The sequence below is a fragment of the Paraburkholderia sp. genome (assembly GCF_034668105.1).
Taxonomy (GTDB): Bacteria; Pseudomonadota; Gammaproteobacteria; order Burkholderiales; family Burkholderiaceae; genus Paraburkholderia.
The window spans coordinates 1-26,026 of record NZ_JAXDPY010000247.1; the positions used below are offsets into that span (position 1 = coordinate 1).

18 protein-coding genes and 1 pseudogene are annotated in these 26,026 nt (G+C 61.4%); 11 read left to right on the top strand and 8 right to left on the bottom strand.

Features of this window, described 5'->3' with window-relative positions:
• From QOC89_RS11600 to QOC89_RS11620, 5 genes are all read right to left on the bottom strand, one after another.
• Positions 1 to 434 (bottom strand): formylglycine-generating enzyme family protein (locus QOC89_RS11600; protein WP_323045143.1); only part of this gene is annotated, 434 nt, incomplete at its 3' end.
• Positions 435 to 1,201: 767 nt separating this feature from the next.
• Positions 1,202 to 1,468 carry a cupin domain-containing protein gene (locus QOC89_RS11605; protein ID WP_323045144.1) on the bottom strand — a complete coding sequence of 89 codons (267 nt, stop codon included), beginning with the start codon at positions 1,466 to 1,468 and terminating at the stop codon, positions 1,202 to 1,204.
• A gap of 76 nt (positions 1,469 to 1,544) precedes the next feature.
• Positions 1,545 to 1,940: a hypothetical protein gene (locus tag QOC89_RS11610; RefSeq protein WP_323045145.1), complete on the bottom strand. Its 396-nt coding sequence runs from the start codon at positions 1,938 to 1,940 to the stop codon at positions 1,545 to 1,547.
• Between the two features lie 419 nt (positions 1,941 to 2,359).
• Complete coding sequence (locus tag QOC89_RS11615) at positions 2,360 to 4,513, bottom strand: phosphocholine-specific phospholipase C (RefSeq protein ID WP_323045146.1); 2,154 nt, start codon at positions 4,511 to 4,513, stop codon at positions 2,360 to 2,362.
• Positions 4,514 to 4,572: 59 nt separating this feature from the next.
• Positions 4,573 to 4,944: a hypothetical protein gene (locus QOC89_RS11620; protein WP_323045147.1), complete on the bottom strand. Its 372-nt coding sequence runs from the start codon at positions 4,942 to 4,944 to the stop codon at positions 4,573 to 4,575.
• Positions 4,945 to 5,155: 211 nt separating this feature from the next.
• Here QOC89_RS11620 and QOC89_RS11625 point away from each other — a divergent pair, with 211 nt between their 5' ends.
• The 5 genes and pseudogenes from QOC89_RS11625 to QOC89_RS11645 all read left to right on the top strand — a co-directional run.
• Positions 5,156 to 7,207: an amylo-alpha-1,6-glucosidase gene (locus tag QOC89_RS11625; RefSeq protein ID WP_323045148.1), complete on the top strand. Its 2,052-nt coding sequence runs from the start codon at positions 5,156 to 5,158 to the stop codon at positions 7,205 to 7,207.
• A gap of 51 nt (positions 7,208 to 7,258) precedes the next feature.
• Complete coding sequence (locus tag QOC89_RS11630) at positions 7,259 to 10,048, top strand: MGH1-like glycoside hydrolase domain-containing protein (protein ID WP_323045149.1); 2,790 nt, start codon at positions 7,259 to 7,261, stop codon at positions 10,046 to 10,048.
• Positions 10,049 to 10,198: 150 nt separating this feature from the next.
• Positions 10,199 to 11,812, top strand: coding sequence for a glucose-6-phosphate dehydrogenase (gene zwf / locus QOC89_RS11635; RefSeq protein WP_323045150.1), 1,614 nt, complete (start codon positions 10,199 to 10,201; stop codon positions 11,810 to 11,812).
• Positions 11,813 to 11,848: 36 nt separating this feature from the next.
• Positions 11,849 to 12,697, top strand: coding sequence for an ROK family protein (locus tag QOC89_RS11640; protein WP_323045151.1), 849 nt, complete (start codon positions 11,849 to 11,851; stop codon positions 12,695 to 12,697).
• 12 nt (positions 12,698 to 12,709) lie between these two features.
• A pseudogene (locus QOC89_RS11645) lies at positions 12,710 to 13,126 on the top strand (YbhB/YbcL family Raf kinase inhibitor-like protein); the annotation flags it as partial.
• 64 nt (positions 13,127 to 13,190) lie between these two features.
• Here QOC89_RS11645 and QOC89_RS11650 read toward each other — a convergent pair.
• Positions 13,191 to 14,186: an aldo/keto reductase gene (locus QOC89_RS11650; protein ID WP_323045152.1), complete on the bottom strand. Its 996-nt coding sequence runs from the start codon at positions 14,184 to 14,186 to the stop codon at positions 13,191 to 13,193.
• A gap of 590 nt (positions 14,187 to 14,776) precedes the next feature.
• Between QOC89_RS11650 and QOC89_RS11655 the strand changes: the two genes are divergently transcribed.
• The 5 genes from QOC89_RS11655 to QOC89_RS11675 all read left to right on the top strand — a co-directional run bounded on the left by QOC89_RS11655 (position 14,777) and on the right by QOC89_RS11675 (position 24,011).
• Positions 14,777 to 16,993 (top strand): TonB-dependent siderophore receptor, encoded by a 2,217-nt coding sequence (locus QOC89_RS11655; RefSeq protein ID WP_323045153.1) that lies wholly within the window; start codon positions 14,777 to 14,779, stop codon positions 16,991 to 16,993.
• A 75-nt stretch (positions 16,994 to 17,068) separates the two neighbouring features.
• On the top strand, positions 17,069 to 17,752 hold the full coding sequence (locus QOC89_RS11660; RefSeq protein WP_179740031.1) for a Fe2+-dependent dioxygenase: 684 nt from the start codon (positions 17,069 to 17,071) through the stop codon (positions 17,750 to 17,752).
• Positions 17,749 to 18,471 (top strand): PepSY-associated TM helix domain-containing protein, encoded by a 723-nt coding sequence (locus QOC89_RS11665; RefSeq protein WP_323045154.1) that lies wholly within the window; start codon positions 17,749 to 17,751, stop codon positions 18,469 to 18,471. Before QOC89_RS11660 ends, QOC89_RS11665 begins: the two co-directional genes overlap by 4 nt.
• 169 nt (positions 18,472 to 18,640) lie before the next feature.
• On the top strand, positions 18,641 to 23,581 hold the full coding sequence (locus QOC89_RS11670) for a response regulator (protein WP_323045155.1): 4,941 nt from the start codon (positions 18,641 to 18,643) through the stop codon (positions 23,579 to 23,581).
• Positions 23,582 to 23,699: 118 nt separating this feature from the next.
• Entirely contained in the window at positions 23,700 to 24,011 is a 312-nt protein-coding gene (locus QOC89_RS11675) for a high-potential iron-sulfur protein (RefSeq protein ID WP_323045158.1), read from the top strand.
• 54 nt (positions 24,012 to 24,065) lie between these two features.
• On the opposite strand, the gene QOC89_RS11680 is transcribed toward QOC89_RS11675, so the two are convergent.
• Together QOC89_RS11680 and QOC89_RS11685 are read right to left on the bottom strand one after the other, a co-directional pair.
• Positions 24,066 to 24,416: a DOPA 4,5-dioxygenase family protein gene (locus QOC89_RS11680; protein ID WP_323045156.1), complete on the bottom strand. Its 351-nt coding sequence runs from the start codon at positions 24,414 to 24,416 to the stop codon at positions 24,066 to 24,068.
• Between the two features lie 36 nt (positions 24,417 to 24,452).
• Positions 24,453 to 24,926 (bottom strand): GNAT family N-acetyltransferase, encoded by a 474-nt coding sequence (locus tag QOC89_RS11685; RefSeq protein ID WP_323045157.1) that lies wholly within the window; start codon positions 24,924 to 24,926, stop codon positions 24,453 to 24,455.
• Positions 24,927 to 25,270: 344 nt separating this feature from the next.
• Between QOC89_RS11685 and QOC89_RS11690 the strand changes: the two genes are divergently transcribed.
• Entirely contained in the window at positions 25,271 to 25,543 is a 273-nt protein-coding gene (locus tag QOC89_RS11690; RefSeq protein ID WP_323045159.1) for a DUF1488 domain-containing protein, read from the top strand.
• Positions 25,544 to 26,026 lie beyond the last annotated feature (483 nt).

The following is a 26,026-nucleotide window of genomic DNA, read 5'->3' on the forward strand; positions in this document are numbered from 1 at the left end:
AAACCTGGATTTTTCCAGTCCGCACGGGAGTTTGGCCGCCATCCCTCGCCGTTATAAACAGAGCATCCCTGGCCATTAAATTTGGTCTCTTCTGCAAAAATCGAAAACTGTTTCCTTGTCACGTCGAACTTTGCTATACCAAACGACTTGACGGATACCGAATGCCGTGGAGTCTCGTTTTCATACATCGACGTGTAATTATTTTCACCGTCGAAGTCCTCTCTCCTTGCGCCCATCATGTATTCGCCGCCAGGAATAACAACCATCTCCGAGCAGACGTCACAGTCTTTAAAATGCTCCAGCACACGTGGGGCTTCTTTTCCGTCAGATGCTACGGAAGCCAAACAGAATGCCACTGGCAGAACAATTTCCCGGAACATCTGCATTGGCGACCTGGCGCCGCGAAATTCAGGAAGTGTCCAATTCTTTTTCATTCGATTCCTCTCGAAACCAAGCGTTCATTCTGTTTCTTATAAACCAAACGCCTGCACGCATTGCTCGCATAAGCTGATCTTTTATTCATGGACAGATGTCTTGAGCCTGACCGAGGTTGTTGATTCTTATCCTCTTGCGTCCTGAAACGCAATCTGGGCTTTAAAGCGAATAATCAACGGATTAGATAGGATTAAGAAGATCGGCGGGCAAGGATTTGCTTGGAAATCGCCAGAATCCCCTTTTGCATAGATCGGTTTGGTTGCTCCCCTTTTTTTTGATTTGTCGATTTTATTTGGGATCAGCGACACATCTATCGGACAAATCCGAAAAATGCATTGAGCGCAGACCACCTGCACGGCAATCGCCTAAAGTTCACAAGCCGAGCAGGCTGGCGCGATATTGGTCGTTGGCGCCGCCTTTTGAGGCGGCGCATCTTCAGCCCCGTTTTTGTGTTTGTATCGCGCTTGATCAGATTCATGGCGATACAGCGCAGGCTCGCGAAGTTCTGCGTGGCATTCTCGATCCTCATGCGGGAACTGGTCTTCGCCAAACGCCTCGAGCACCCAGTCAATGTTGTTCTCGACACCGAGCAGGAAGTCCTTTGGGGATGCGCCAGTGCGAAGGCACTGCGCGAGCAATCCCGTGCGCCTCGGCGGGCAGTCTGCCAATACACAATTGATTCGAGCCGGCGATCTCACGGGATGGCCCGCTCAGGAAGACGCGCCTCATGCCGATCAGAAACGTCGATGCGGCCGCTCCGCGTTCTTTACTTCCTTCCCACCAGATACGTCACACCATTCGGACCGTAACGCTCTGCATGCGGTTTGTTCGCCGGTAAATGGAAGACGTCGCCGACTTTGTATGCCTGCTCGGTGTCGCCCATGCGTATGTGCAATTCGCCTTCCAGAATTAACGCCTTCGCTTCGAATGGATGTTCATGTACATCCATTGCAGTGTTCGCCTCCCGCGTCACAACAACGGCCTCAGGGAAGCCGTCTTTCGTCAGGCTTTCAGTGAATGCTTCGCGGTCCATGGTGTCTCCATCGTCAAGCAGCAGGGGAGACTCAATGTAACGCTATCCGCCAATTCATGCCGAGCGCAGCCTTATGTTATGCCGATGCTGCTACGCCAGCGTCGACCTTCCGGCGCGTCCTCGTGCTTGGCGCCACTGATTCGCCCATCCCTTTCCTGCGGCGCGCAGCGTTCGCTTCCACTTCCTCCGCATCGGCCATCACGACCGAGATCCTTCCTCGTTCGATATTCGCCTCGGTTTCATACTGATGCGCCGTGCGCTCCAACAACTCCGCAAGTAACATCTGATCGCGACGGTCGCAGTGGTTCATCGCGATACCTTTACGCAGTGTTCTGGCAAGCATCGCCAGCGATGAAAGCCGTTCCAGATACGTACGAGTTACCTCCAACATCTCTCCGGCAAGCCGCTTATATTCAGCGGGCTTCACTGACAGGCGAGGGTTCATAAACGAAGCTTCAGCGGGTTTGCTCATGGCGCGATTTCCGGTTGATTCTCGAAATCGCCCGACACTCGCTGCAAACGGGTGGGCGGGCACGTAACGAGGTTGACAGGCCGGCGCTAGCTCAAACCGGCGAGCCTTGCGGCTCCCTCGCCACGGCCCGCCCGTTGAAAGGGCGTGCAGAAGCTCACGCACTGCCTGCGAAACAGGTCGTGCGGGAACCAGCGTTCAGGCTGTCAAACCCGGCCGTCGAATTGCTTCAACAGCAGCCAAAATTATAAGTGCGCTCTCTTCTTAAAATTCACTTTGTTACCCTAACTATCTAACTTTGGCCAACCGGCCTAAGACGGATGCAACGCTCTGTCAGCGCAACGAAATCAAACCTCTGAGCTTCGATCGAGTACCCCAGACAAACCAGCCACCCAACCGAAGCTTAGCCCCTTCACCCGCCCTTAATTCACCACCAACACCGGCGCCACAGCCGCCGGATCACTAATACTCGGCCGCCCATTCTCAATGTGTCCAGCCACACGACGCGAGAAACTAGCGTCGTCATTACTCGTCACCGTCAAGTCATACCAGTGATGGCTCGACGCCAGCACCCAGGCCTCTTCAATACTCACCCCAGCCGGCACCAGCACCGGACGCGTCCGCGCCCCATACGCGTTATCACTCACCGTCAACCGCGCAATCCCTCCGCCGCCATTGCTGAACTTCAAAAACACATTGCCGTTCGCAACATCGTATTGCACCTTGATCTCCGGCAGCGCGGGCTTATCGTGCCCATGCCAACCCGCAGCCTGCGCTGTCTGCGCCGTCGCCTGCTGCGTATTCCCCGCGAACTTGCGCACAAAACCATTCGGCCCATACACCTCGAACGCATACACACCGTTCGTCGTCGTCAGATCGAAGGTCTCGTTGAGCGACTTGCCGGCCTCGACGGTATAACGCCACGGACCATCCGTGCGGTTCGTCGAGTACACATAGAAATGCGCACCCTGATCGCCGGTATTGGCCAACACGATTTCGAACGTGTTCCTCTTCGCGTCCGCCTGACCGTTCACATGCAACTCATACGGCAACGCGCGCGCGAAACGAATGCCGCTTTCCTGCGGATCGATCGCGCCCGGCGTCGCGGGAACGGTCGGCTTCGGCTGCGTCGCGCACTGGTTGTCGGCGATGCTCTTGTAGTTGCTCGTGTCCGGCAGCGGCGGCACTTTTGAATCCGGTGTGCGAAAGTCGAACGCCGTCGTCAGGTCGCCGCACACCGCGCGGCGCCATTGCGTGATGTTCGGCTCATGCACGCCAAAGCGCGTTTCGATGAAGCGAATCACCGACGTATGATCGAACACCTGTGAGCACACAAAACCGCCCTTGGTCCAAGGCGACACGATCGTCATCGGCACGCGCGGTCCGAGGCCGTAGGGCAGGCCATCGGCGGTATAACTGCCGCCGCGTCCCGGATTCACCACGTTGTGAATTTCGCCGTCGGTGCTGACCGTCGACTGCCCTTGCGCCGGCGTCGTTGCCGGTTGCGGCGGCACGAGGTGATCGAAGAAGCCGTCGTTCTCGTCGTACATGATGAACAGCACGGTCTTGCTCCACACCTCGGGATTCGACGTCAACGCATCGAGAATCTGCGACGTGTATTCCGCGCCGTACGCGGGCGTGTAGCTCGGGTGCTCGGAGTACGCAGCCGGCGGGCACAACCACGACACTTGCGGCAGCTTGTTCGCCAGCACGTCGGCCTTCAGATCGTCGATCGTGCGCACGGTTTGCGCGCGCTCATACAACGGCGAACCCGGCTGCGCGTTGATGAAGTTCGTGAAGTTCTGCAGGATGTTGGTGCCGTAGTTGCCGTTCAACGGATCGGCGCCGGTCAAACCCTGCTGATACACCTGCCACGAAATCCCCGCTGCTTGCAGACGTTCCGGGTACGTCGTCCACGAAAGCAATTGATATTTCGGCGGACCGTCACCGTCGACGAAATCGTTGTTGTCGAGCAGCGGGCCGCCCTGCGTGCCGGTCGGGTCGACCATGCCGCTCATCAGATACGCACGGTTCGGGTGCGTCGGTCCCGGCAGCGAGCAGAAGTAAGCGTCGCAGACGGTGAACGCATCGGCCAGCGCGTAGTGGAACGGAATGTCGCTGCGCAGGTGATAGCCCATCGTCATGTCGGTCTTGTTCGCCGGCCACTGATCGTAGCGCCCGTTGTTAATCGCGGCATGGGTGGGATACCAGTTGTGGTCGAGATCGCCGAGGCATTGCGCGCTGGTGGTCGCCGTGTTCAGATGGAACGGCAGCACCGGTTTGGTCGGGTCTTCCTTCGACGGTTGGTACCACACCGGCTGCCCGCCCGGCAGCGGAATCGGGAAGCGGTCGTTATAACCACGCACACCGCGGATATGACCGAAGTAGTGGTCGAACGAACGATTCTCCTGCATGAAGACCACGATGTGCTCGACATCGTGGATCGTGCCGGTGCGCGAAAATGCGGGCACGGCAAGTGCATTGCGAATCGACTCGGGCAGCGCGGTCAGCGCGGCGGCAGCGCCGGCGGATGAAGCCACGGTCTGCAGGAAACGGCGACGGCTAGTTGATGTCATCGAATATCTACCTTCTGCGGGGGGAAGAATAGCGCGGCTCGCGCGCCGGTGGAACCGGGTCAATTGCTGCTGGCGTTGTCGCCCGGTGCGTAATGCATCACGGGCGCGACTTGCTGGCTGTCGGCAGCCAGGCTGGCTTGAATGTTTTCTGTGATCGGGTCGGACGCGGCATTGGGTCCGGCTGCGAGTGGTGGTGCCGATGCATTGAGCATGTCGGCCGCGGAATTCGCGGAATTGATTGCTGAACTTTGAGCGGCGTCGTTGCTGGCAACGCCCGGCGATGAAGGCGTCATCGCGGCGCTTTGCGCGGCATCGCTGCTGGCCGCGGTCGTCGACGACGAAGGCGCGGCATCGTCCGCTCCACAGCCGCTTAGCGTGGAAGTTGCAACCGCAACAAAAATGGTAGTAACCAGGAGAGTGTGTCTTCGCATGTCTGCATCCAACTTGGTGATGGCGGATGCAGTCTCTAATCCTTTCAAGAAATAATTGTGAAACGTTTGCGAATGGGAGAAATTGCGTAGTAATGTCGGTTTTTCGAAAGGAATTGGAAAGCAGTAAGCAGGGGAATGGTCACGTCAGCGCCATACGGCTAAAGCCCAGGCACACAGAACGATTAACGGCTTTGCATATCCCGGCAAGTTCATGACACGCATCGAACACCCCTTCGACATCACGCGTCTCGAAGACGAATGGCTCGAGGCAGACGGTTTCGGCGGCTTCGCGTCGGGAACCGTCGGCACGCTGCGCACCCGCCGCTATCACGCGTTGCTGCTCACGGCCACGCGCGCGCCCGGCGGGCGCGTAGTGCTCGTCAATGGTGTGGAAGCCTGGATCGAAGCGGACGGCCAGCGTTATCCATTGAGCATGCAGCGATATCTGCCGGATCTGATCTATCCGGACCTGACGGCGAGTCTTCTCGCGTTCGACACCGACCCGTGGCCGACATGGCGTTTGCAACTCGATCCGCGCAGCACGCTGATAGCGGAAGTGTTCGTGAGCAAGGCAACGCGCGAAACGGTTTTGCGTTGGCGGTTGCAGAGGGACGAAGCGGCTAGTCCGGCGAAGGCGTTCAACCTGAAAATCAGGCCCTTGCTTTCCGGCCGCGATTACCACGCGCTGCACCACGAAAACTCCGCGTTCAACTTCAACGCCCAGACCAGCGGCGACGCGGCGTGCGTGAGTTGGCAACCGTACGGTGACCTGCCGGTCATTCATGCGGCGACTAACGGCATCTACACGCACGCGCCGGATTGGTACCGAAACTTTTGCTACGTGCGCGAGCGCGAGCGCGGCCTTGATTTCAGTGAGGACCTTGCCACGCCAGGCGTATTCAGCTTCAACCTCGGCGACGGCGAAGCGGTGATGGTCCTGAGCGCGTCGAATGCGTCGAATGCGTCTGCGTCTGCGTCGACATCGGCGTCGTCAGCAGAGCCGGCTAGCATGCAGGCAGCCGCCGCCGACACAGCAGACGCCCCAACCACAAACCCGGCCGCCGCCCACGCAACCCAACTCGCCAACACCGAACACCAACGCCGCAGCGCACTCGGCTCCCGCCTGGAACGCTCCGCCGACGCCTACGTCGTCGCGCGTAACGAAGGCCGCACCATCCTCGCCGGCTTTCCATGGTTCACGGATTGGGGCCGCGACACCTTCATCGCCATGCGCGGCCTGCTGATCGCAACGGGCCGCCTCGACGAAGCCGCGGCGATCCTGCTCGAATGGTCGGGCACACTGTCGGAAGGCATGCTGCCGAATCGTTTCCCCGACTATGGCGACACGCCTGAATACAACTCCGTCGATGCATCGTTATGGTTCGTCATCGCCGTCCACGACTATCTGTCAACGAACCACGCAAAAGCCGACACCCGAACACGCCTCCAGCAGGCAGTGGAAACCATCCTCAAGGGCTACACGAACGGCACGCGCTTCAACATCAAGGCATCCGCCGATGACGGCCTTCTGGACGCCGGCGTCCCCGGCGTGCAACTCACATGGATGGACGCAAAGGTCGGCGACTGGGTTGTCACGCCACGCATCGGCAAACCCGTCGAAGTGCAAGCGCTCTGGATCAACGCATTGCGCATTGCAGCAACCTGGAATCGGGGCTGGCAGCCCTCCGCGGAACGGGCGTTGCAAGCGTTTCGTGAACGCTTCACCGATCCGTCGACACAAGCGCTGTTCGACAATGTCGACGTGGATTTCGTGAAAGGCACCGTGGATCGCTCAATCCGCCCGAACCAGATACTCGCTGTGGGCGGTCTGCCGTTTCCATTACTCGACGACGCGCAGGCGCGCGCGGTGCTCGACCAGGTCGAAGCGCAGTTGCTCACGCCGCTTGGCCTCAGAACGCTTGCGCCGTCCGATCCAGCCTACCGCGGCCACTACGGCGGCTCGCCGCTGGAGCGCGATGGCGCCTATCATCAAGGAACCGTCTGGCCATGGCTGCTGGGTCCGTTCGTCGAAGCATGGCTGCGAGTTCACGGCGCCGAGCCGGATGCCGAAGCACAAGCCAAAGTGCGCTTTCTCGACCCGCTGTACGCCCATCTCGATCACGCGGGACTCGACCATCTGTCCGAAATCGCCGACGGCGATGCGCCCCACACGCCCGCCGGCACGCCGTTTCAGGCGTGGTCGCTGGGCGAATTGCTACGTATCGAAACCCTGCTTGCCGGCCTCGCGCCCGTCGCCGCCTAAAGCGCGCTAGGATGTGAGTCCCACAGCCAAGCCCGACGCAAGGACGTAGTCATGCCACCGCTGCGCGCTGCCAATCTGCTGGACACCATCGAAGGTTCACGGCTGCATTCAGCCGACTGCGCCCATTGGCAACGCTGGGGACCGTATCTCAGCGAGCGTCAGTGGGGCACGGTGCGCGAGGATTACAGCGCGGACGGCACCGCCTGGGACTACTTCCCGCACGACCACGCGCGCAGCCGCGCTTACCGTTGGGGCGAAGACGGCATTGCCGGTTTCGGCGACGACAAACTCAGCTGGTGTGTGTCGCTCGCATTGTGGAACCGCAAGGATCCGATCCTCAAGGAACGTCTGTTCGGACTCACCAACGCGCAAGGCAATCACGGCGAGGACGTGAAGGAGCTGTACTTCTACGTCGACGGCACGCCGACGCATTCGTATATGCGGATGCTCTACAAGTACCCGCATGCCGCCTTTCCCTACGACGACCTGGTTCGGGAAAACGCGCGGCGCGGCGGCGACATGCCGGAATACGAGATTCTCGATACCGGCGTATTCGACGATCTGCGTTACTTCGACGTGCAGGTCGAATACGCGAAACACGCGCCCGACGACATCCTGATGCGCGTGACGATCGAGAATCGCGCGGACCAGGCGGCCTCGCTCGATGTGTTGCCGCAGATCTGGGCGCGCAATTCCTGGTCATGGAAGGAGAGCAAGGAGAAGCCGTCGCTCGTCGCAGGTCAGGATCACAACGGTGAAACCCAGGTGGTCGGCCGGCAGCATGGCCATGAGCCGATCGTCGTGTCGGCGTGGTCGAAAGATGCACCGCAGATGGCGTGGCTGTTCTGCGAGAACGACACCAACGTCAAGCGCCTGTTCAATATGGAGGGCGCCGGGCCGTTCAAGGACGGCTTCAACGATTACCTCGTGCACGGCGACGAACAGGCAATCCGTCGCGACGCCGGCACCAAGGCGGGCGCGCATGCGTCGATTGAACTCGCGCCGTATGGCCGCGCTGTCGTGTACATGCGCTGGCGTCCGCAGTCGTGTCCCGACGACACGCAACTGGATGCCGACGCCGTGTTCGCGCACCGCATTGCCGAGGCCGATGAATTCTATGGCGCGCTGCAACACGAGATGGACGACCCCGATGCGCGCCTCGTGCAGCGTCAGGCGCTGGCCGGCATGCTGTGGTCCAAGCAGTACTACCAGTTCGACGTGCATCGCTGGCTCGAAGGCGATCCGTTGCAGCCTAAACCGTCCGAAAATCGCAAACGCGGTCGCAATTCGGAGTGGCAGCATCTGTGCAACGCCGACATCGTGTCGATGCCCGACAAGTGGGAATACCCGTGGTACGCGTCATGGGACCTGGCGTTTCACGCGGCCGCGTTCGCGCTGATCGATCCGGCGTTTGCCAAGCGTCAATTGCTGTTGCTGGTGAAGGACCGCTATCAGCATCCGAACGGTCAATTGCCGGCCTACGAATGGGCGTTCGGCGACGCGAATCCGCCGGTGCATGCCTGGGCTGCGTGGCGCGTCTATGAAATCGACCGCGCGTTGACCGGCAAGGCGGACCGCGATTTTCTGGAGCTTGTTTTTCACAAGCTGCTGCTGAATTTTTCGTGGTGGGTGAACCGCAAGGACGCGGACGGCCGGAATGTTTTTCAGGGTGGCTTTCTTGGCCTGGACAACGTGGGCATTTTCGACCGCTCGTCGCCGCTGCCCACCGGCGGCTATATCGATCAGTCGGACGGTACCGCGTGGATGGCCGCGTATGCGCTCGACCTGATGCGTATCGCGCTCGAACTGGCGTACGCGAACCATGTGTTCGTCGATATCGGCGTGAAGTTTTTTGAGCACTTCCTGTATATCGCCGAGGCCGTGAGTTGCGATGACAATTGCGATACCGGTCTATGGGATAACGAAGACGAGTTCTTCTACGACAAACTGCGCCTGCCGGACGGCACCAGCGTGCCGATGCGCCTGCGTTCGATCGTCGGCCTGATTCCGCTGTTCGCCGTGCACGTGCTCGAAGAGCGTTTGCATGGCCACCTGCCGGGTCTGCGCGAGCGGCTTGTCTGGTTCCTCGAACATCGTCCCGATCTGGCAAAGCTGGTCTCGCGCTGGAACGAGCCCGGCAAGGGGAATGCGTTGCTGCTCTCGCTGTTGCGCGGGCATCGGATGAAAGCGTTGCTGCGCCGTGCGCTCGACGAAAGCGAATTTCTCTCCGATCACGGCGTGCGGGCGTTGTCGCGTTTTCATCGCGACAACCCGTTCGTGTTCAAGCACAACGACACCAGCGTCACCGTCAAATATCTGCCGGCCGAATCCGACACGCGCGTGTTCGGCGGCAATTCGAACTGGCGCGGACCTGTGTGGATGCCGGTGAACTATCTGCTGATTGAATCGCTGTACGAATTTCATCGCTACTACGGCGACGATTTCCGCGTTGAATATCCAACCGGTTCCGGGCAGAAGTTCTCGCTCTGCGAAATCGGCGACAAACTGGCGCGCCGGGCGACTACGCTGTTCCTGAAGGACAAAAACGGTGAGCGTCCGGTGATGGGCGCGTATCCGCTCTTGCAGGCCGACCCGCGTTCGCGCGATCTCGTGCTGTTCCATGAGTATTTTCACGGCGACAACGGCCGTGGCGTGGGCGCTTCGCATCAGACCGGCTGGAGTGGGCTGGTGGCATTGCTCCTGCAACCGCGGGTAATGGCCGCGTCCGGCAATGTGCCGCAGGCCGGCGAGTCGGACCAGGCGCCCATTCCAATCTCGACCACGGCGCCTGCACCCGCGTGCGAGCCCGCGCCCGCGCTGACAACCGCGGTGGCCAAATAGCTCGCGGCGACGCAGCCGCGCGCGAGGTTGCATCGGCCCTCCAGGGCGCGGCGTGAGCAGCTTTGGCACTTGTTTTTGAACTGTGCGGGTTCAAGCGTGGTCTTTCATGTACCGCCACGTCCGTTCCATTGGCTTCCTTAAGCGAATCCCATGTCGACCACTCCGAATGCCCAAACCTCCCCCCGTCCCGACGCCAGCCGCGAACCCAGTTGCAAAGTCAGCGCGAGTCCGCACGATGCGCCGCCGTCGCCGGCGGGCAAGCGGCCTGCGCCGCCTTGTACGCTGGTGATCTTCGGCGCGGGCGGCGACCTGACCAAACGCTTGCTGATGCCCGCGCTGTACAACCTTGCGGTGGACGGCCTGCTCGACGGCGGCATGAAGATCATCGGCGTGAATCACGGCGCGCGCGAAACGGGCGAATGGCGCGAAGACTTGCACACGTCGCTGCAACAGTTCGCCGCCGACAAAGCCAGCACCTTCCACGCCGGCAAGCTCGACGACAAAGCGTGGGACTGGGTCGCGCAACGGCTCGAATACATGGCCGGCGAATTCGAGACCGACGACACCTTCGCGACGCTCAAGCAAAAGCTCGATCAGGCGCCGGGCGGCAACGTGATTTTTTACCTGGCCGTCAGCTCGCGCTTTTTCAAACCGATTGTCGAACATCTCGGTAAAGCGAGCTTGCTGAAAGAAGGCGAGAGCGGCAGCGGCGGATTTCGCCGCCTCGTGATCGAGAAGCCGTTCGGCACCGATCTCGCGTCGGCGCGCGATCTGAACGCGCATATCCTGTCTTACGCGGACGAGTCGCAGGTGTATCGCATTGATCACTTCCTCGGCAAGGACACTGTGCAGAGCATTCTCGCAGTGCGCTTTGCGAACGCGCTGTTCGAACCGATCTGGCGGCGCGAATACATCGACAGTGTGCAGATCACCGCGGCCGAAACGATCGGCGTGGAGGGGCGCGGTAAATTCTACGAGCAGACCGGTGCGTTCCGCGACATGTTGCCGAATCACCTGTTCCAGTTGCTCGGCATGGTCGCGATGGAGCCGCCCAATTCGTTCGATGCCGAAGCCGTGCGCGACAAGAAGGCGGAAATCTTCGACGCGATCCAGCCGCTGACCGCCGACGACGTCGTCTTCGGCCAATACGAAAAGGGTCCGGCGGGCGTCGGCTATCGCGAGGAACCGGACGTCGCGCCGGACAGCACCACGGAAACCTATGCCGCCGCGCGCGTGTACGTCGAGAATTGGCGCTGGGCCGGCGTGCCGTTTTATCTGCGCACGGGCAAGCGCCTCGCCGCGCGCCGCACGGAGATCTCGGTGCAACTGAAGCCGGTGCCGTTCCGCCTGTTTCGCGACACGCCGGTCGACGCGCTGACGCCGAACGTGCTGACCTTGCGGATCGATCCCGCGCACGGCACGAGCTTCGACTTCAATGTGAAAACGCCGGGGCCGGTGATGCAGATCGGCGCGGTGCAATCGTCGTTCGACTATGCGGACTTCTTCGCCGAACAGGCCAACGTCGGCTACGAGACTTTGCTGTACGACTGCATGCTCGGCGACGAGACACTGTTCCAGCGTGCCGACAGCATCGAAACGAGCTGGTGCGCCGTGGAAGACGTGCTGCATCCGAAGACCGGCGGCGCGATGCCGGTGCGCGGCTACGCCGCGGGTAGCGAAGGCCCGGCGGAAGCGGACGCACTGCTGGCACGCAACGGCCACGCGTGGCGGCCTTTGCAAAAGAATGCAATCCAAAAGAAGTAACTCCACTGGGACGGATCAACACAATCGGGGGACACCATGACCACACGTAAGACGAGTAAGCCAGGCAAGACGACGAAGCCAGGCAAGACGACGGCCACGACAAAAGCAGCCAGCAGCACCGAGCGGATTCTGGCGATCGACGTTGGCGGCACTGGTCTGAAGGCTGCGATCATCGACGCGGACGGGCAGATGAAAACCGAGCGTCTGCGCGTGGCCACGCCGCATCCCTGTACGCCGGAGCAACTGGTGGATGCGTTGGCTGCGCTGGTCGCGCCGCTCGTCGAAAAGGAGCCGCCCTCGCTGATGTCGATCGGCTTTCCTGGCGTGGTGCGCAACAACCGCATTTTGACGGCGCCGCACCTTGGTGTTGAAGGCTGGCACGACATTCCGCTGGCGGATTCACTGGCGCAGCGCCTGGGCGGCTTGCCGGTGCGCATGATCAACGACGCGGAGATGCAGGGCTTCGCCGCGATCGAAGGTCATGGGCTCGAGTTCGTGTTGACGCTCGGCACGGGCGCGGGCACGGCACTGTTCCGCGACGGCGAGTTGATGCCTCACCTCGAGCTTGCGCATCATCCGGTCAGCAAGAAGGGCGTGGCGTACGACGAATACATTGGCGACGCAGCGCGTGAGAAGGTGGGCAATAAGCGCTGGAATCGCCGGGTCGAGAAGGTGATCGGGATTTTGAGTTCGCTGGTGAACTACGACAAGCTGTGGCTTGGCGGCGGCAACGCGGCGCGCTTGACGATCAGCTTGCCCGCCAACGTCGCGACTGTTTCGAACGATGCGGGCATTGAAGGCGGCGCGCGCCTATGGCATCCGAAGTCGCTACGTGAGACGCGGCAATTGCCGGAGGCCAATGAGCGGAGCGGCCGCTTCAAGTGATATGGGATGGGCCATGCGGCGAGCACGAATAATTGCGGTGGCGGGAATGCGTCGCCCGCGCTGCAATGGCGCAATGCGCCGACGGGCACCAAGAGCTACGCGATCACGATTTTCGATCCGGACGGCGCGAAGGGCTTGGGGATTGTGCACTGGGTGTTATACGGCGTCGCGCCGTCGACGACCGGTCTGGGCGCCGGCGCTATGCCGCCGGCCGGCAGTATGGGCGGAACGAATCGGACGGGCGGCTCGGGTTATTACGGGCCGTGCCCGCCGATCGGGGATGTTCCGCATCACTATGTCGTGCAGATTTATGCACTTGATTTGCCGCCCGACGCATTGCAGGCAGGTCTGACGCGCGACCCGTTACACGCGGCTATCAAGGATCATGTGCTTGCCGCGACCAGTACTGTGCTTCGGTACGGGCGGTGATTTTTGCCTTTGGTTTTGCCTGCGCGGCGGCCGGGTGACGGGGGCCGCCGGCAAAGCCACGTCACTACCTGGCCGCATCACCCCAGCGATATTCGTGACTCGCCTCGTCAAGCTGCGACTTGACCTCTGTGTCGAGCACAAATTCCGAAGCCGCCAGCGTATCGGTCAACTGCTCAGCGCGACTGGCGCCGATGATTGCCGAGGTAATCAGCGGATTAGCCAGGACCCAGGCAAGCGACACCCGAGTCAAAGACTCGCCGGTCGGCGCAGCGATTGCCTTCAACTTCTCGATCGTTTCGAACTCGCGCTGATGCCAGTACCGTTGCTGATACATCGCCCCAGCCTTGCCGACAGTTTCGGTGAAGCGCCCGGATGTAGGCGCCGCATCCACCCGATGCTTACCCGTCAGCAAACCACCCGCCAGCGGGTTGTAGGGCATGACGGCTAATTGCTCTTCAGCCGCCAAAGGCAACAATTCCCTTTCGATCTGCCTGAACAGCAGGTTATAGCGGGGCTGCACCGATACGAACCGCGCGACGCGCAACACATCCGCGCGCCCCAACGCCCGTGCCAGCCGATACGCGAGGAAATTCGACACGCCGATATAGCGCGCCTTGCCGGAGCGCACGATCACGTCGAGCGCCTCCAGGGTTTCGTCAAGCGGGGTATTCGCGTCGTCGGAATGGAGCTGGTAAAGGTCCACGTAGTCCGTGCCGAGCCGCCGCAGCGAAGCGTCGATGGCATCCAGCAGATGTTTGCGCGACGCGCCTTGATCCCACGCCGACGGCCCCATCTTGCCGACCGCCTTGGTCGCCAGAACGAAACGGTCGCGTTTGCCCTTCAGCCAGCGGCCGACGATTTCCTCCGTGCGTCCGGCCACATCCTCGCTGCCGCCAAGCGGATAAACGTTCGCGGTGTCGATAAAGTTCACGCCGGCGTCCGCCGCCGTGTCGAGAATCCGATGGGAAGCGTCTTCTTCGGTCTGCAGACCAAAGGTCATCGTCCCAAGACACAGGCGTGAAACGGTGAGGCCGGTGTGGCCGAATTTGCGGTATTGCATAGTCATCTCCGAGGCGCAACGGACAGTTGCGATGTGCAGTGTTGCAAAAAGGATAAACGGTGTCGCGATTTTGCGTTTGGTCAGCGAAGCGTAAGGACGTTTCCGGCCGTTAGCATTTAGAAAGTTTTCAACGCTGTGCGATTCATATGGGGGAATGAAAGGCGCTTGCATGGTCAGAGCACATCGCTCGGATCACGTCGCGGAATCTGCCGTGAGTTTGAAGGAGTTGACTTGGTTATCTCAGATATAGACGCCTGTGCGTATTCATCTATGAACATTCAAAATCCTTTCACGGTTTGCCGCCGTACATTACATGCGCGTAATATTCCCCGAGCATTGACGCCTTAAAAATTACGAATCACCTACGTTTGTAAAAAAAAGAAACATTTCAATTACACCCGGTAATGTCCCGCGCGGTTGATGCTGGTTTATGCATGTGGAATGATAGCAATTCTCATTTAACAAACCAGCCAGCCATCCCGTCGCCTCTGCTTCAAGCAGAAGACCGGCAGCCAGCCAATTGCGGTTTTGTCATTGATCCCGTGCCGAGTCATGCGGATCTGGCAAGCGCACTTCTGACGGGATGTCCCATGTTCAATCACACGCCGCTGGTGGCCGCGTTAGCGCTAGCTTTTGCCGTTCCGTTTGCCACGCCCGCCGTCGCCCAGACGGCTCCGCAGCCTTCGGCTCAAAACGCTCCGCAATCCGCATCGCAGCCTTCGGTTCAAAACGCGCCGACAACCGCAGCAGCCGACAACGGCACCTTGCCGACCATCGGCGTCGCAGCACAGGTCGAACAACAGGACTTCCAGGCAGAACGTGCGACGGTGGGCGCAAAGACGCCCACCGCGTTGCGCGATATTCCGCAGACCGTCACCGTCATCAACAAATCGGTGCTGGCCTCACAAGGCGCCACGTCGTTCCAGGACGCGCTGCGCAATGCGCCGGGCGTGACGATCGGCGCGGCCGAAGGCGGCCAGATCGGCAACAACATCAACTTGCGTGGTTTTACCGCGCAGAACGACATCTATCTAGACGGCTTCCGCGATCGCAACCAGTACTATCGCGACACCTTCGACCTCGAAGAACTCGAGGTGCTGTACGGTCCGTCGTCGATGCTGTTCGGCCGCGGCTCGACCGGTGGCGTGATCAACCAGGTCAGCAAGAAAGCGAACCTGACGGACTCGGCGGAAGTCTCGGCCATGATCGGCACCGACGATAAATATCGCAGCACCGTCGACGTCAACCATAAGCTGACCGACACCTCGGCGATCCGCCTGAACGCATTCGGCCAAAGCCTGGGCTCGACGCGTGACGAGATGAAGAACAAGGACTACGGCGTGGCGCCCGAAGTGCGCTTCGGCATCGGCACGCCGACTGAAGTCACGATCTCCGCCCTGATCCAGCACAACTACGACATGCCCGACTACGGCGTACAGGCGTTGAACGGCCACCCGTCGCCGGTGCCGAAGAACACCTTCTACGGCCTGACCACCGACCGCACGATTCAGGACATCCAGACTTTCACGGCGGGCGTGAAGCACAAGTTCTCGGATAACCTGATCCTGACGAACCAGACGCAGTTTTCGCACTCGATGACCGACGCGCGTGAAACCGCGCCGCAAGCCGTGTTGACGGGCCCGCTCGCCACCAGCACCGCACTGACGAACGGCAATTTCACGACGCTGCCGCCGTCGCAACTGTTCATCAAGCTGCAAAGCCACGACCGTGTCATCGAGAACCACTCGCTGTACAACGACACGATGCTCGAATACAAATTCGACACCGGTCCGATCAAGCACGACCTGATCACCGGTATCGATCTCGGGCACGACAGCTATTCCAACCAGGCGTACACGCGTAACAACCTGCCGATCGTTTCGATGGTGAATCCGCAGTACCTGGCGAATCCCGCGGGCGTGACGACGACGGTCGGCAATTACGCGGACTCGGGTTCGAACGAGATTGGCGCGTACGTCAACGACACCGTCTCGCTGGGCCAGAACTGGAAGTTTATCGGCGGGTTGCGTTGGGACCGCTTCCAGGCGCAGATCCACAACTCGATCAGCCTGCCGGGTTACGCGACACAAACCAACTACTTCACCAGCGTGCGCGCCGGCGTGATTTACCAGCCGACCGACTGGCAGTCGTACTACATCTCGTACGGCACCTCGTTCGATCCTTCGCTCGAGGCGTTGACGGTCACCAACCTGACGCAGAACCTCGCGCCGGAGTCGACCAAGTCGTACGAAATCGGCGGCAAGTGGGATCTGCTGGGCGGCAATATCTCGGTGACGTCCGCATTCTTCCGCGAGGAAATGAACAACGCCCGCACGCAGGTTTCGCCGACTGAATACGAGCTTGACGGCGACATTCGCGTCGACGGTTTCCAGGCCGGCGTGACCGGTCATATCACCGACAAGTGGCAGATTTTTGGCGGCTACACCTACATGGACGCCATCATCCTGAAGGCGCTCGACGGCACGCAAGGCCACGTGCCGGCCAACACGCCGCGCAATACGCTGACGCTCTGGAGTACCTATGCAATCACGCCGCATTGGGAAATCGGCGGCGGGCCGACCTATATGTCGCCGCGTTACGCGTCGAACACGAACTACGTGCAGGTGCCGGGCTACACGCGCTGGGACGCAACCGCTGCGTATCACGCGAAGAAATACGACATCCGCCTGAATCTGTTGAACCTGACCAACAAGATGTACTACGACGCGCTGATTCCGTCGGACGGTGGCCGTTCCGTGCCGGGTATCGGACGTACGCTGCTGGCAACGTTCGACTACCGGTTCTGAAGCGTGCCTCATTGATACGGTAGGCTTGCCTTTTCCCTACGGCAAGCCGACGTAACGAGGCAAAGGAAACTCAACATGCTGCTGCACATTCCGAATGTACTGAACGCCGAGCAGTTGCGCTTCGTGCGCGAACGGCTCGATGGCGCCGGCGATGCATGGGTTGACGGCCGTGCGACCGCCGGCTACCAGGGCGCGCCGGTCAAACGCAATCAGCAGATCGCCGAGCATTCGCCGCTCGCGCGCGAGATCGGCGACGTGATTCTCGCGTCGATCGAGCGCAATCCGTTGTTCATCAGCGCGGTGTTGCCGAACCAGGTGTACCCGCCGCTCTTCAATCGTTACGAAGGCGGCATGGAATTCGGCAGTCACGTCGACGGCGCCGTACGGGTGCTGCCCAACGGCATCAAGCTGCGCACGGACGTGTCGGTGACGCTGTTCATTTCCGAACCCGCCGAATACGACGGCGGCGAACTCGTGATCGAAGACACCTACGGCGTGCAGCAAGTCAAGCTGCCGGCGGGCGACATGATCGTCTACCCCGCCACCAGTTTGCATCAGGTCACGCCGGTCACACGCGGCGCGCGCCTCGCCAGCTTCTTCTGGGTGCAAAGTCTCGTGCGCAGCGATACCCAGCGCGCGTTGCTATTCGATCTGGATACGGCGATTCAACGTCTGAACGCCACGCATGCCGACGACGCGGCGCGCCGCAGCCTGGTCGGCTGTTATCACAATCTGTTGCGTACCTGGAGCGAAACGTGAGCGCACCCGAGGCGATTGAATTTCAACCGGCCGCGGCAATCGACGCCGCGGCGAGCGAACCTCAGCGGTTCGGCGAGGAGGAACTGAAAGCGCGGCAGCAGCGTTCGCGCCGCGCGACCTTCGTCAAATGGCTGCGCAAGGTGCATGGCTGGATCGGTTTGTGGGGCGCGGCGCTGGGGCTGCTGTTCGGCACCACGGGCTTTCTGCTGAATCATCGTGGCGGCCCGCTCAAAGTGTCGACCGGCGAGCCGCAGGTGTCGGTCGTGCAGGTACCGTTGCCGCAACCGGCGCCGGAGACGCCGCGCGAACTCGCCAACTGGCTCAAGCAGGAATTCCAACTCGCCGGCAACCCGGGCCGCGCGCAGAAAGAGCCCGCGCATCCGGTCGCGTGGGGCGAGCGCACCATGGTTCAACCGGAGCACTGGCAGCTCAACTTCGCGTCGCCGCATGAAAACACGGCCGCTGAGTATTGGGTCGGCAATGGTTACGTGACGGTCAAGCGCAGCGAAAACTCGTTTCTCGCGACACTGACGAATCTGCACAAGGGCGTCGGCTTGAGCGTCGGCTGGGTGCTGCTGATCGATACGCTGGCGGGCAGCATCATTTTGCTGTCGCTGACAGGCGTCCTGCTGTGGACGGAGCTGAACAAACGCAAAACCATCGGCGCCATGCTGGTGACGGGATCGATCGTCGCGGCTCTCTGCATGGGGTTGCTCTAAAAACCCTTTCGTTTCAGGTCGTTCGCGCGTCGCCCTGCCTTCCTCCAAAACGCCGCTCCGTGCGAGAATCGCGCTACGTCGATTGCTGCCTCCGGGCAGCCGTCCGACGTGTCTGGCCTCGTTTTTGCTATTCCGGTCCGCACGAATTCGAAACAGCAGCGTTGAGGAGATGGCGTTGAAAAAGCCGGACAGCTTCATGTCGGAGGAGGGCACGCCCGCGAACCTCGTCACGCCGTCATTCCTTGCCGGCGGCGGCGAGCTGGGTGCGCTGATCCGCGCCTACGACTGGACGCAGTCAGCGCTCGGCGCGCCTGAGAACTGGCCGCAAGGGCTGAAGATCGCGATTCGTATCATGCTGACTTCGCGTCAACCGATCTGGATCGGCTGGGGCGACGAGCTTCTCTATTTTTACAACGACGCGTACAAATCGATCATCGGCGGCAAGCATCCGGCCATGCTCGGTCAGCCCACTCGGGTCGTGTGGCGCGAAATCTGGGCCGATATCGAGCCGCTCCTGGATACTGCGCTCAAAGGCGCGGAGGGCACCTTCGTCGAACAGAAGCTGCTCATCATGGAGCGCAACGGCTTCCCCGAGGAAACCTATTACACCTTCTCTTACAGTCCGATTCCCGGCGACGACGGCGAGGCCGGCGGCATCATCTGCGCCAATAGCGACGACACCATGCAGGTGGTCGGTGAACGGCAACTGGCGCTGTTGAAGGAACTGGCGGCAGCCAGTCCGGACGGCCGCGACTGGCGTGAGGCGTGCGAGCTGAGCGCGCGTGCCTTGCAGTCCAATCCGCAAGATATTCCGTTCGCGTTGCTGTATGCGGGGGAGCCGGGCAGCAGCACGGTCGCGCTAGTCGGCTCGTGCGGCATCGAACCGGGTCATCCGGCGGCGCCTGAATCGATGAGCCTGGCCAGCGCGCCAGTGTGGCCGTTCGCGGACGTGCTGAAGATTCAGGTGCCGCAGATGGTGCGCGGCTTGACGGAACGTTTCGGCATGGCCTTGCCAGGCGGCCCGTGGCACCTCGCGCCTGAGCAAGCGGTCATCCTGCCGGTCTCGGCGGGTAGCGAGACGGCGCCGGCAGTGTTGTTGATCGTCGGTCTGAATCCTTGCCGTCTTTTCGACGACGCCTATCGCAGTTTCCTGAATCTGACCGCCGGCCAGATCGGCGCGGCGATCGGCTACGCGCAGGCCTACCAGGAAGAGCGGCGGCGCGCGGAGGCGCTGGCCGAAATCGACCGCGCGAAAACCACCTTCTTCTCGAACATCAGCCACGAGTTCCGCACGCCGCTCACGCTGATGCTCGGCCCGCTCGAAGAATTGCTGGCCAAGCCGCGGCTTGGCGCGAGCATGGATACGCCTCGTCCCGGCAACGACGCCGACGACCGCGCGCTGATCGAGATCACGCATCGCAACGGCTTGCGTCTGCTGAAACTCGTCAACGCGCTGCTCGACTTTTCGCGGATCGAGGCGGGCCGCATTCAGATTCACACCGAACCGACCGACGTCGCCGCCTTCACGGCCGAACTCGCGTCGCTGTTCCAGTCCGCGATCGAGGCAGCCGGCCTGCGGCTCGAGGTGGAGATTCCGCCCACGCCGGTCGTCGTGCAACTCGACCGCGAGATGTGGGAAAAGGTCGTGATGAATCTGCTGTCGAACGCGTATAAGTTCACGTTCTTCGGCACGATCCGGGTCGCGGTTCGTGCTATCGCGAGCGGCGGTGTCGAGGTCAGCGTGAGCGACTCCGGTATCGGTATCGCCGAAGACGAAATACCGCGCCTGTTCGAACGCTTTCACCGGGTGGTGGGTGCGCCTGGGCGTTCGGTCGAAGGCAGCGGTATCGGTCTGGCGATGGTGCAGGAGCTCGTGAAGCTGCACGGCGGCACCGTGCAAGTCGAAAGCCGTCTGGGCGAGGGCGCGTGCTTTACGGTCGCGCTGCCACGCGGCGCGGCGTTGTCTCATGCCGCAAACGAAGCCGCGGACCAAGGGGTGCGCGCCGCCATGAGCAAGCACGCGCGCACCTATGTCGATGCCGCATTGCGCTGGAGTCCGGAGAACGAAATCCTCACCGATGCGCCGTCCGCCATGGCGCCGGCCGGGGACGTGGCCCCCGATGCCACGCCAATCGCGGCCGCGCGCTTGCTGGTCGTCGACGACAACGCCGACTTGCGCGAATACATGAGCCGCATCCTGCGCGCGGCGGGCCACGACGTCCAACTCGCCACCGACGGCGTGGCGGCGCTCGAAGCGGCCCGCGCCGCACCGCCCGATCTGATCCTGTCCGACGTGATGATGCCGCGCCTCGACGGTTTCGGCCTGCTGCGTGAACTGCGCGCCGATCCCGAATTGCGCGACACGCCGTTCCTGATGCTGTCCGCGCGCGCGGGCGAAGAGGCTCGCGTGGGCGGTATCGAACACGGTGCCGACGACTATCTGACCAAGCCGTTTTCCGCCCGCGAACTGCTCGCGCGCGTGGCGGGCAATTTGCAACTCGCACGGCTGCGTCGCGAGACCGAGATGAAGCTGCGCGAGGAATCGCGCACCCTCGAAATTCTCAACCGCGTCGGCTCCACGGTCGCGGCGGAACTCGATCTGAACCGCGCGGTGCAGATCGTGACGGACGCCGCCACGGAATTGACCGGCGCCGCATTCGGCTCGTTCTTCTATAACGTGCTCGACCAGGCGGGCGGCAGCTATATGCTGTACACGCTCTCCGGTGTGCCGAAAGAAGCGTTCGAGAAGTTTCCCATGCCGCGCAACACGGCGGTGTTCGCGCCGACGTTCAATGGCGAGGGCATCGTCCGCGTTGACGACATCACCAAAGATCCGCGCTACGGGCACAATGTTCCGCATCGCGGCATGCCGGAAGGCCATCTGAAGGTGTGCAGCTATCTGGCCGTGCCGGTGCAATCGCGCAGCGGCGAAGTGGTCGGCGGCTTGTTTTTCGGCCATCCGGAACCTGGTGTGTTCACCGAGCGCGCCGAACGGATCGTGGCCGGTATCGCGGCTCAGGCGGCGATTGCGATCGACAATGCGCGCCTCTATTCGGCGGCGCAAACCGAGATCGCCGAACGCACCAAGGCGCAAAGCGCGCTGCACGATCTGAACGAGACGCTCGAGCGCCGCGTGATCGAGACGGTGGCGGATCGCGACCGTCTGTGGGAGCTGAGCGAAGACCTGCTCGTCGTGGCCGACATTGAAGGCCGCTTGCAGCGCGTCAGCCCGTCATGGAGCAGCGCCCTCGGACACAACGCGCAATGGCTGAAGTCGCGTTCATACTTCGATCTGGTCCATCCGGACGACATCGAGACCGTGCGCACGCACCTCGCCGAACTGCGCCGCACGGGCGTGCCGGTGCGTTACGAAAACCGCTTCAAGCGGATCGACGGCAGTTGGCGCTGGGTCGCATGGACGCTCGCGCTCGATCCGGACACGGCGCGGATTCACGGTGTGGGCCGCGACGTCACCGCCGACAAGGAAACCACCGAGGCGCTGCGGCACGCGGAAGAAGCGCTGCGCATGGCCCAGAAGATGGAGGCGATCGGTAAGCTGACGGGCGGCGTCGCGCATGATTTCAACAATCTGCTGCAGGTGATCGGCGGCAACCTGCAATTGCTTGCTAAAGACGTTGCCGGCTCCGACAAGCCTGAACAGCGCGTGCGCAATGCACTCGCAGGCGTGGCGCGCGGCGCGAATCTCGCGTCGCAACTGCTGGCGTTCGGCCGGCGTCAGCCGCTGGCGCCGAAGGTGGTCAATCTCGGCCGCTTCGTGCGCGGACTCGACGACATGCTGCGGCGCGCACTGGGCGACGGCGTCGAGATCGAAACGATCGTGTCCGGTGGTTTGTGGAATACGCTGGTCGATCCGTTCCAGGTCGAAAACGCGCTGCTCAATCTGGCGATCAACGCACGCGACGCCATGAACGGCCACGGCAAACTCACCATCGAAGCCGGCAACGCCGCGCTAGACGACGCATACGCCAAGCGCAATGCGGAAGTCACGCCGGGCCAGTACGTGATGCTCGCGGTCACGGATACCGGCGCGGGGATGTCGGCGGAAGTGCGCGAGCGCGTGTTCGAACCGTTCTTCACGACCAAACCGGAAGGACAGGGCACGGGCCTCGGCCTGAGCATGGTGTATGGCTTCGTGAAGCAGTCCGGCGGCCATGTGAAGATCTACAGCGAGCAAGGCCACGGTACGACGATTCGCATCTATCTGCCGCGCGTGCGTCAGGAAGAAGACCTTGAAACGAATATCGACGCCGGCCCCGCGAAGGGCGGCACGGAAACGATTCTGGTCGTCGAGGATGACGAGGAAGTGCGCACCACGGTGGTCGAAATGCTCTCCGATCTCGGCTATCGCGTGCTGAAGGCGAAAGACGCGCAAAGCGCGCTGGCGATCGTCGAAAGCGGCGTGCCGATCGACATGCTGTTTACCGATGTGGTCATGCCAGGACCGCTGCGCAGCACCGAACTCGCCCGCAAGGCGCGCGAGCGGCTGCCGGCCATTGCCGTGTTGTTTACGTCGGGCTATACGGATAACGCGATCGTGCATTCCGGCCGGCTCGACGAGGGCATCGAATTGCTCAGCAAGCCGTACACGCACGAAGCGTTGGCGCGCAAAGTCCGCTATGTGCTGCAAACGCAGAATCCGCAGGTGGAGGAAATCGCCGCGCTCGACCCGCAGGATCTGCAGATCGAGCCGCCCGTCACACCGGAGGGCGCGGACAGCTTCGCCGTGGATGCGCGCTTGCGGATTCTGCTGGTGGAGGACGACGAGCTGATTCGCGTGAGCACCGCGGAGCTGCTGCGTACTTTCGACTTCGACGTTCTGGAAGCCGAGGGTGAACACGATGCCAAGCAGATGCTCAGCGAACACGCGGTCAACGTGATGCTGACCGACGTGGGACTGGCAGGCAAGTCAGGTGTCGAACTCGCGCTGGATGTGTGCCATTCCCGGCCCGATCTGCGCGTGATCTTTCTGACCGGCTACGATCTCGTGCTGACGCCGGAGCAGCGCAAGGTGTTGCCGCATGCGATCCTGCTGCGCAAGCCTTACGATTTGCTTGACCTGATCGATGCGCTGAAAACACCGCTGCGGTAGTGGCTCGCTGGCCGGACGCCTTGCGCGTCTGCCAGCGGAAAAGTGGACGCTCGCGCTAGAATCGTCGCAGACCGCCCAACCCGTTGGCCCTGCCGGAATTCCGCCGATGACCACAACGATGAAAACCTCACGCCGCCATTTTCTGACGCTGAGCGTGGGCGCGAGCTCAGCGCTCATGCTCTCCCGCCTCGCGTTCGCCGATACCGCGAACGCACTGAGCGAAGCGGATCCGAAGGCGCAAGCCGTTGGCTATAAAGAAGACGCAGCAAAGGTCGATAAAGCGAAATTCCCCGGCTTTGCCGCCGGACAAACCTGTGCCAACTGTTCGCTATTTCAGGGTAAGGCCACCGACGCTTACGGTGGCTGCACACTGTTCGGCGACAAGCAGGTCGCCGCGCGCGGCTGGTGCAGTTCGTATTCGAATATGTGACGGGGCGCGCGGCTGCGCGTCAGAATCTGGTATCGGGGTGAGAATACTTTGGCCTTAGTTCAAAGCGCTCAACACCAATTCATGCGAATGGCCGATCCACACCGCTGCGTCGCGGTGGTCGCGCAAGGCGTCGCCGGTATTCGGATGCAGAAAGATATCGAGCGCGCCGTGATTCAGCGTGAGCCAGCCGACCAGCCCGGCGAACTGCTCCTGCGTGAATGCGAGCTGATACGACCACATCGGGTGCGGTCCGACCGGGCGTTCGTGAAACCGGCCCAATTGCAGTTTGCCGGTCCAGTGCACTTCGATTTGCTCGCGAAAGGTCCACGCGGCGTCGCGGCTGCCTGCATCGAAGTAAACATGCGCGTGCCAACTCTCGATGGCTGAGGTGTCGCGAAAGGTCATAGCTGGGTCCGTTGTGGTTCAGTCTTTTTCAGACATTCATTCTGCTCGTGTTTCCGCTGATGCGCGTGGCGCGCGTCTCATGTGAAACTGTATTTTGTCTTCGTCGACGATTTCAAAGCCGAGGCGTTCGTACAGGTGCTTCGCGGGATTGCCTTTGAGCACCTTGAGTGTGACCGGCAGGGTGTCAGTCTGCGCGGCCTGCAAGACGGTTTGCAGCACGCGCTCACCCATGCCGCGCCCTTGATGCGCCGGAGCGATCTGTAATTGCATGACGACCCATTCGTTCTCGGTACGATAAGTTTTTAGCAAACCGGCCTGCGTGCCGTCGAGGCAAATTACCTGCGCCGCGTCGTAGCGATGGCGCAGACGCGCGTGATGCTGGGCGTCGTCGATGGATTCGCCGGCGCGCGCCAGGTGCTCCGTCATGGTGGCCTTGCGCAGTTCGAAGAGAAAGGGCTCGTCGGCTTCCAGCGCCGGGCGCAGGGTGAGGGCAGATTCTTGCATGGGCATGCGGGTAACGTTTCCGGGCTGCGCGCGGCTAGTAAGAATTGTCGTGAATTGTCGCGTCTGCAGCGCTTTTTTACCATGCGGGTTAGGGTTAAGCCTCGCGACTTCATTGCTGCACGTGCGCCGCAGTGTCGTTTGCTGACTGCGGTCATGGCCATGGATAAGCGCTCCATCACGCTTGTGGCCTCAGGCGTTGCCGGTGCTTGCGGCTCATCGACCGGGGCGCAAGCCGTATTCGCATCGTTGTCTTTGCGACCCGTGATGCAGGTTATAGGCCCATTGGCATGCGGTTTGCTTTCGCCTCATCCGCCGATCGAGCGGCTCAACGAAACTTTGCGAGGTGGGCTATGGAGATTATCGAGCTTGAACCCAGCGTCTCGGCAGATGGACGCGCGGTGATTTTCCAGCTTTCGACGCGAGGTCGGGACCTCGAGTGCGCCGTCACGCGTGAAGCGTTGGAACAGCACTTCTGGCTGCAACGCGGTGCGGGCGAGGAACGCGTACTGAAGACATTCGCGGACGGGCGCAAACGCATCACCGCGGTGGCCGAGAGAAAAATGCTCGCGCGGCCGGGCGAAAAGGTATTGTTGACAATCAGCGATTTCGTCGCACGCGGCTGATGCGCAAATGCGGGTGATACGCAAAACGATGACTTCAATAAGTCGCAGTTGGACCCCGGTTTTCTCGCGAACCTTTGCCGCCGCTTGCGTCCGCACGCGGCGGGCGCCCTTCACATCTGACAAAATCGGCGCGCTGCGCCGATTCGCCAAATTAGCCTGCCAATTCCCCTCGTTTCGCGCAATTGCATTCGAGCGCGCTCACATAAACTGTTTTCCATGGAGCGACAAGTCACCGCGCCCCATCGACGCGGTCTTCCCCCGCGTTGTTTTGAACCGTACCGTTGATGGCAGTTTGCCGCGGTTGTCTCACGTGGCAGTGCAGTAAAGCAGTAGGAAGTCGAAGCAATGTAAATAGCGCGCAATCGAAATAACAATGCGCGCTGATCGGCTGCAGGTTGCAGCGGGGCGATGTTGAAGACGAGGGACCAAGCTGCGATCTGGTGGTAGCAGTTCAGGTAGTAGCAGTGCAGGTAGCAACAGCTT

What these genes read in the sequence shown, in the direction of transcription:
- QOC89_RS11605 (WP_323045144.1), bottom strand. Translation starts at nt 1,468, where the DNA reads ATGGACCGCGAAGCATTCACTGAAAGCCTGACGAAAGACGGCTTCCCT.
- QOC89_RS11610 (WP_323045145.1), bottom strand. Translation starts at nt 1,940, where the DNA reads ATGAGCAAACCCGCTGAAGCTTCGTTTATGAACCCTCGCCTGTCAGTG.
- QOC89_RS11615 (WP_323045146.1), bottom strand. Translation starts at nt 4,513, where the DNA reads ATGACATCAACTAGCCGTCGCCGTTTCCTGCAGACCGTGGCTTCATCC.
- QOC89_RS11620 (WP_323045147.1), bottom strand. Translation starts at nt 4,944, where the DNA reads ATGCGAAGACACACTCTCCTGGTTACTACCATTTTTGTTGCGGTTGCA.
- QOC89_RS11625 (WP_323045148.1), top strand. Translation starts at nt 5,156, where the DNA reads ATGACACGCATCGAACACCCCTTCGACATCACGCGTCTCGAAGACGAA.
- QOC89_RS11630 (WP_323045149.1), top strand. Translation starts at nt 7,259, where the DNA reads ATGCCACCGCTGCGCGCTGCCAATCTGCTGGACACCATCGAAGGTTCA.
- zwf (WP_323045150.1), top strand. Translation starts at nt 10,199, where the DNA reads ATGTCGACCACTCCGAATGCCCAAACCTCCCCCCGTCCCGACGCCAGC.
- QOC89_RS11640 (WP_323045151.1), top strand. Translation starts at nt 11,849, where the DNA reads ATGACCACACGTAAGACGAGTAAGCCAGGCAAGACGACGAAGCCAGGC.
- QOC89_RS11650 (WP_323045152.1), bottom strand. Translation starts at nt 14,186, where the DNA reads ATGCAATACCGCAAATTCGGCCACACCGGCCTCACCGTTTCACGCCTG.
- QOC89_RS11655 (WP_323045153.1), top strand. Translation starts at nt 14,777, where the DNA reads ATGTTCAATCACACGCCGCTGGTGGCCGCGTTAGCGCTAGCTTTTGCC.
- QOC89_RS11660 (WP_179740031.1), top strand. Translation starts at nt 17,069, where the DNA reads ATGCTGCTGCACATTCCGAATGTACTGAACGCCGAGCAGTTGCGCTTC.
- QOC89_RS11670 (WP_323045155.1), top strand. Translation starts at nt 18,641, where the DNA reads ATGGCGTTGAAAAAGCCGGACAGCTTCATGTCGGAGGAGGGCACGCCC.
- QOC89_RS11675 (WP_323045158.1), top strand. Translation starts at nt 23,700, where the DNA reads ATGAAAACCTCACGCCGCCATTTTCTGACGCTGAGCGTGGGCGCGAGC.
- QOC89_RS11680 (WP_323045156.1), bottom strand. Translation starts at nt 24,416, where the DNA reads ATGACCTTTCGCGACACCTCAGCCATCGAGAGTTGGCACGCGCATGTT.
- QOC89_RS11685 (WP_323045157.1), bottom strand. Translation starts at nt 24,926, where the DNA reads ATGCCCATGCAAGAATCTGCCCTCACCCTGCGCCCGGCGCTGGAAGCC.
- QOC89_RS11690 (WP_323045159.1), top strand. Translation starts at nt 25,271, where the DNA reads ATGGAGATTATCGAGCTTGAACCCAGCGTCTCGGCAGATGGACGCGCG.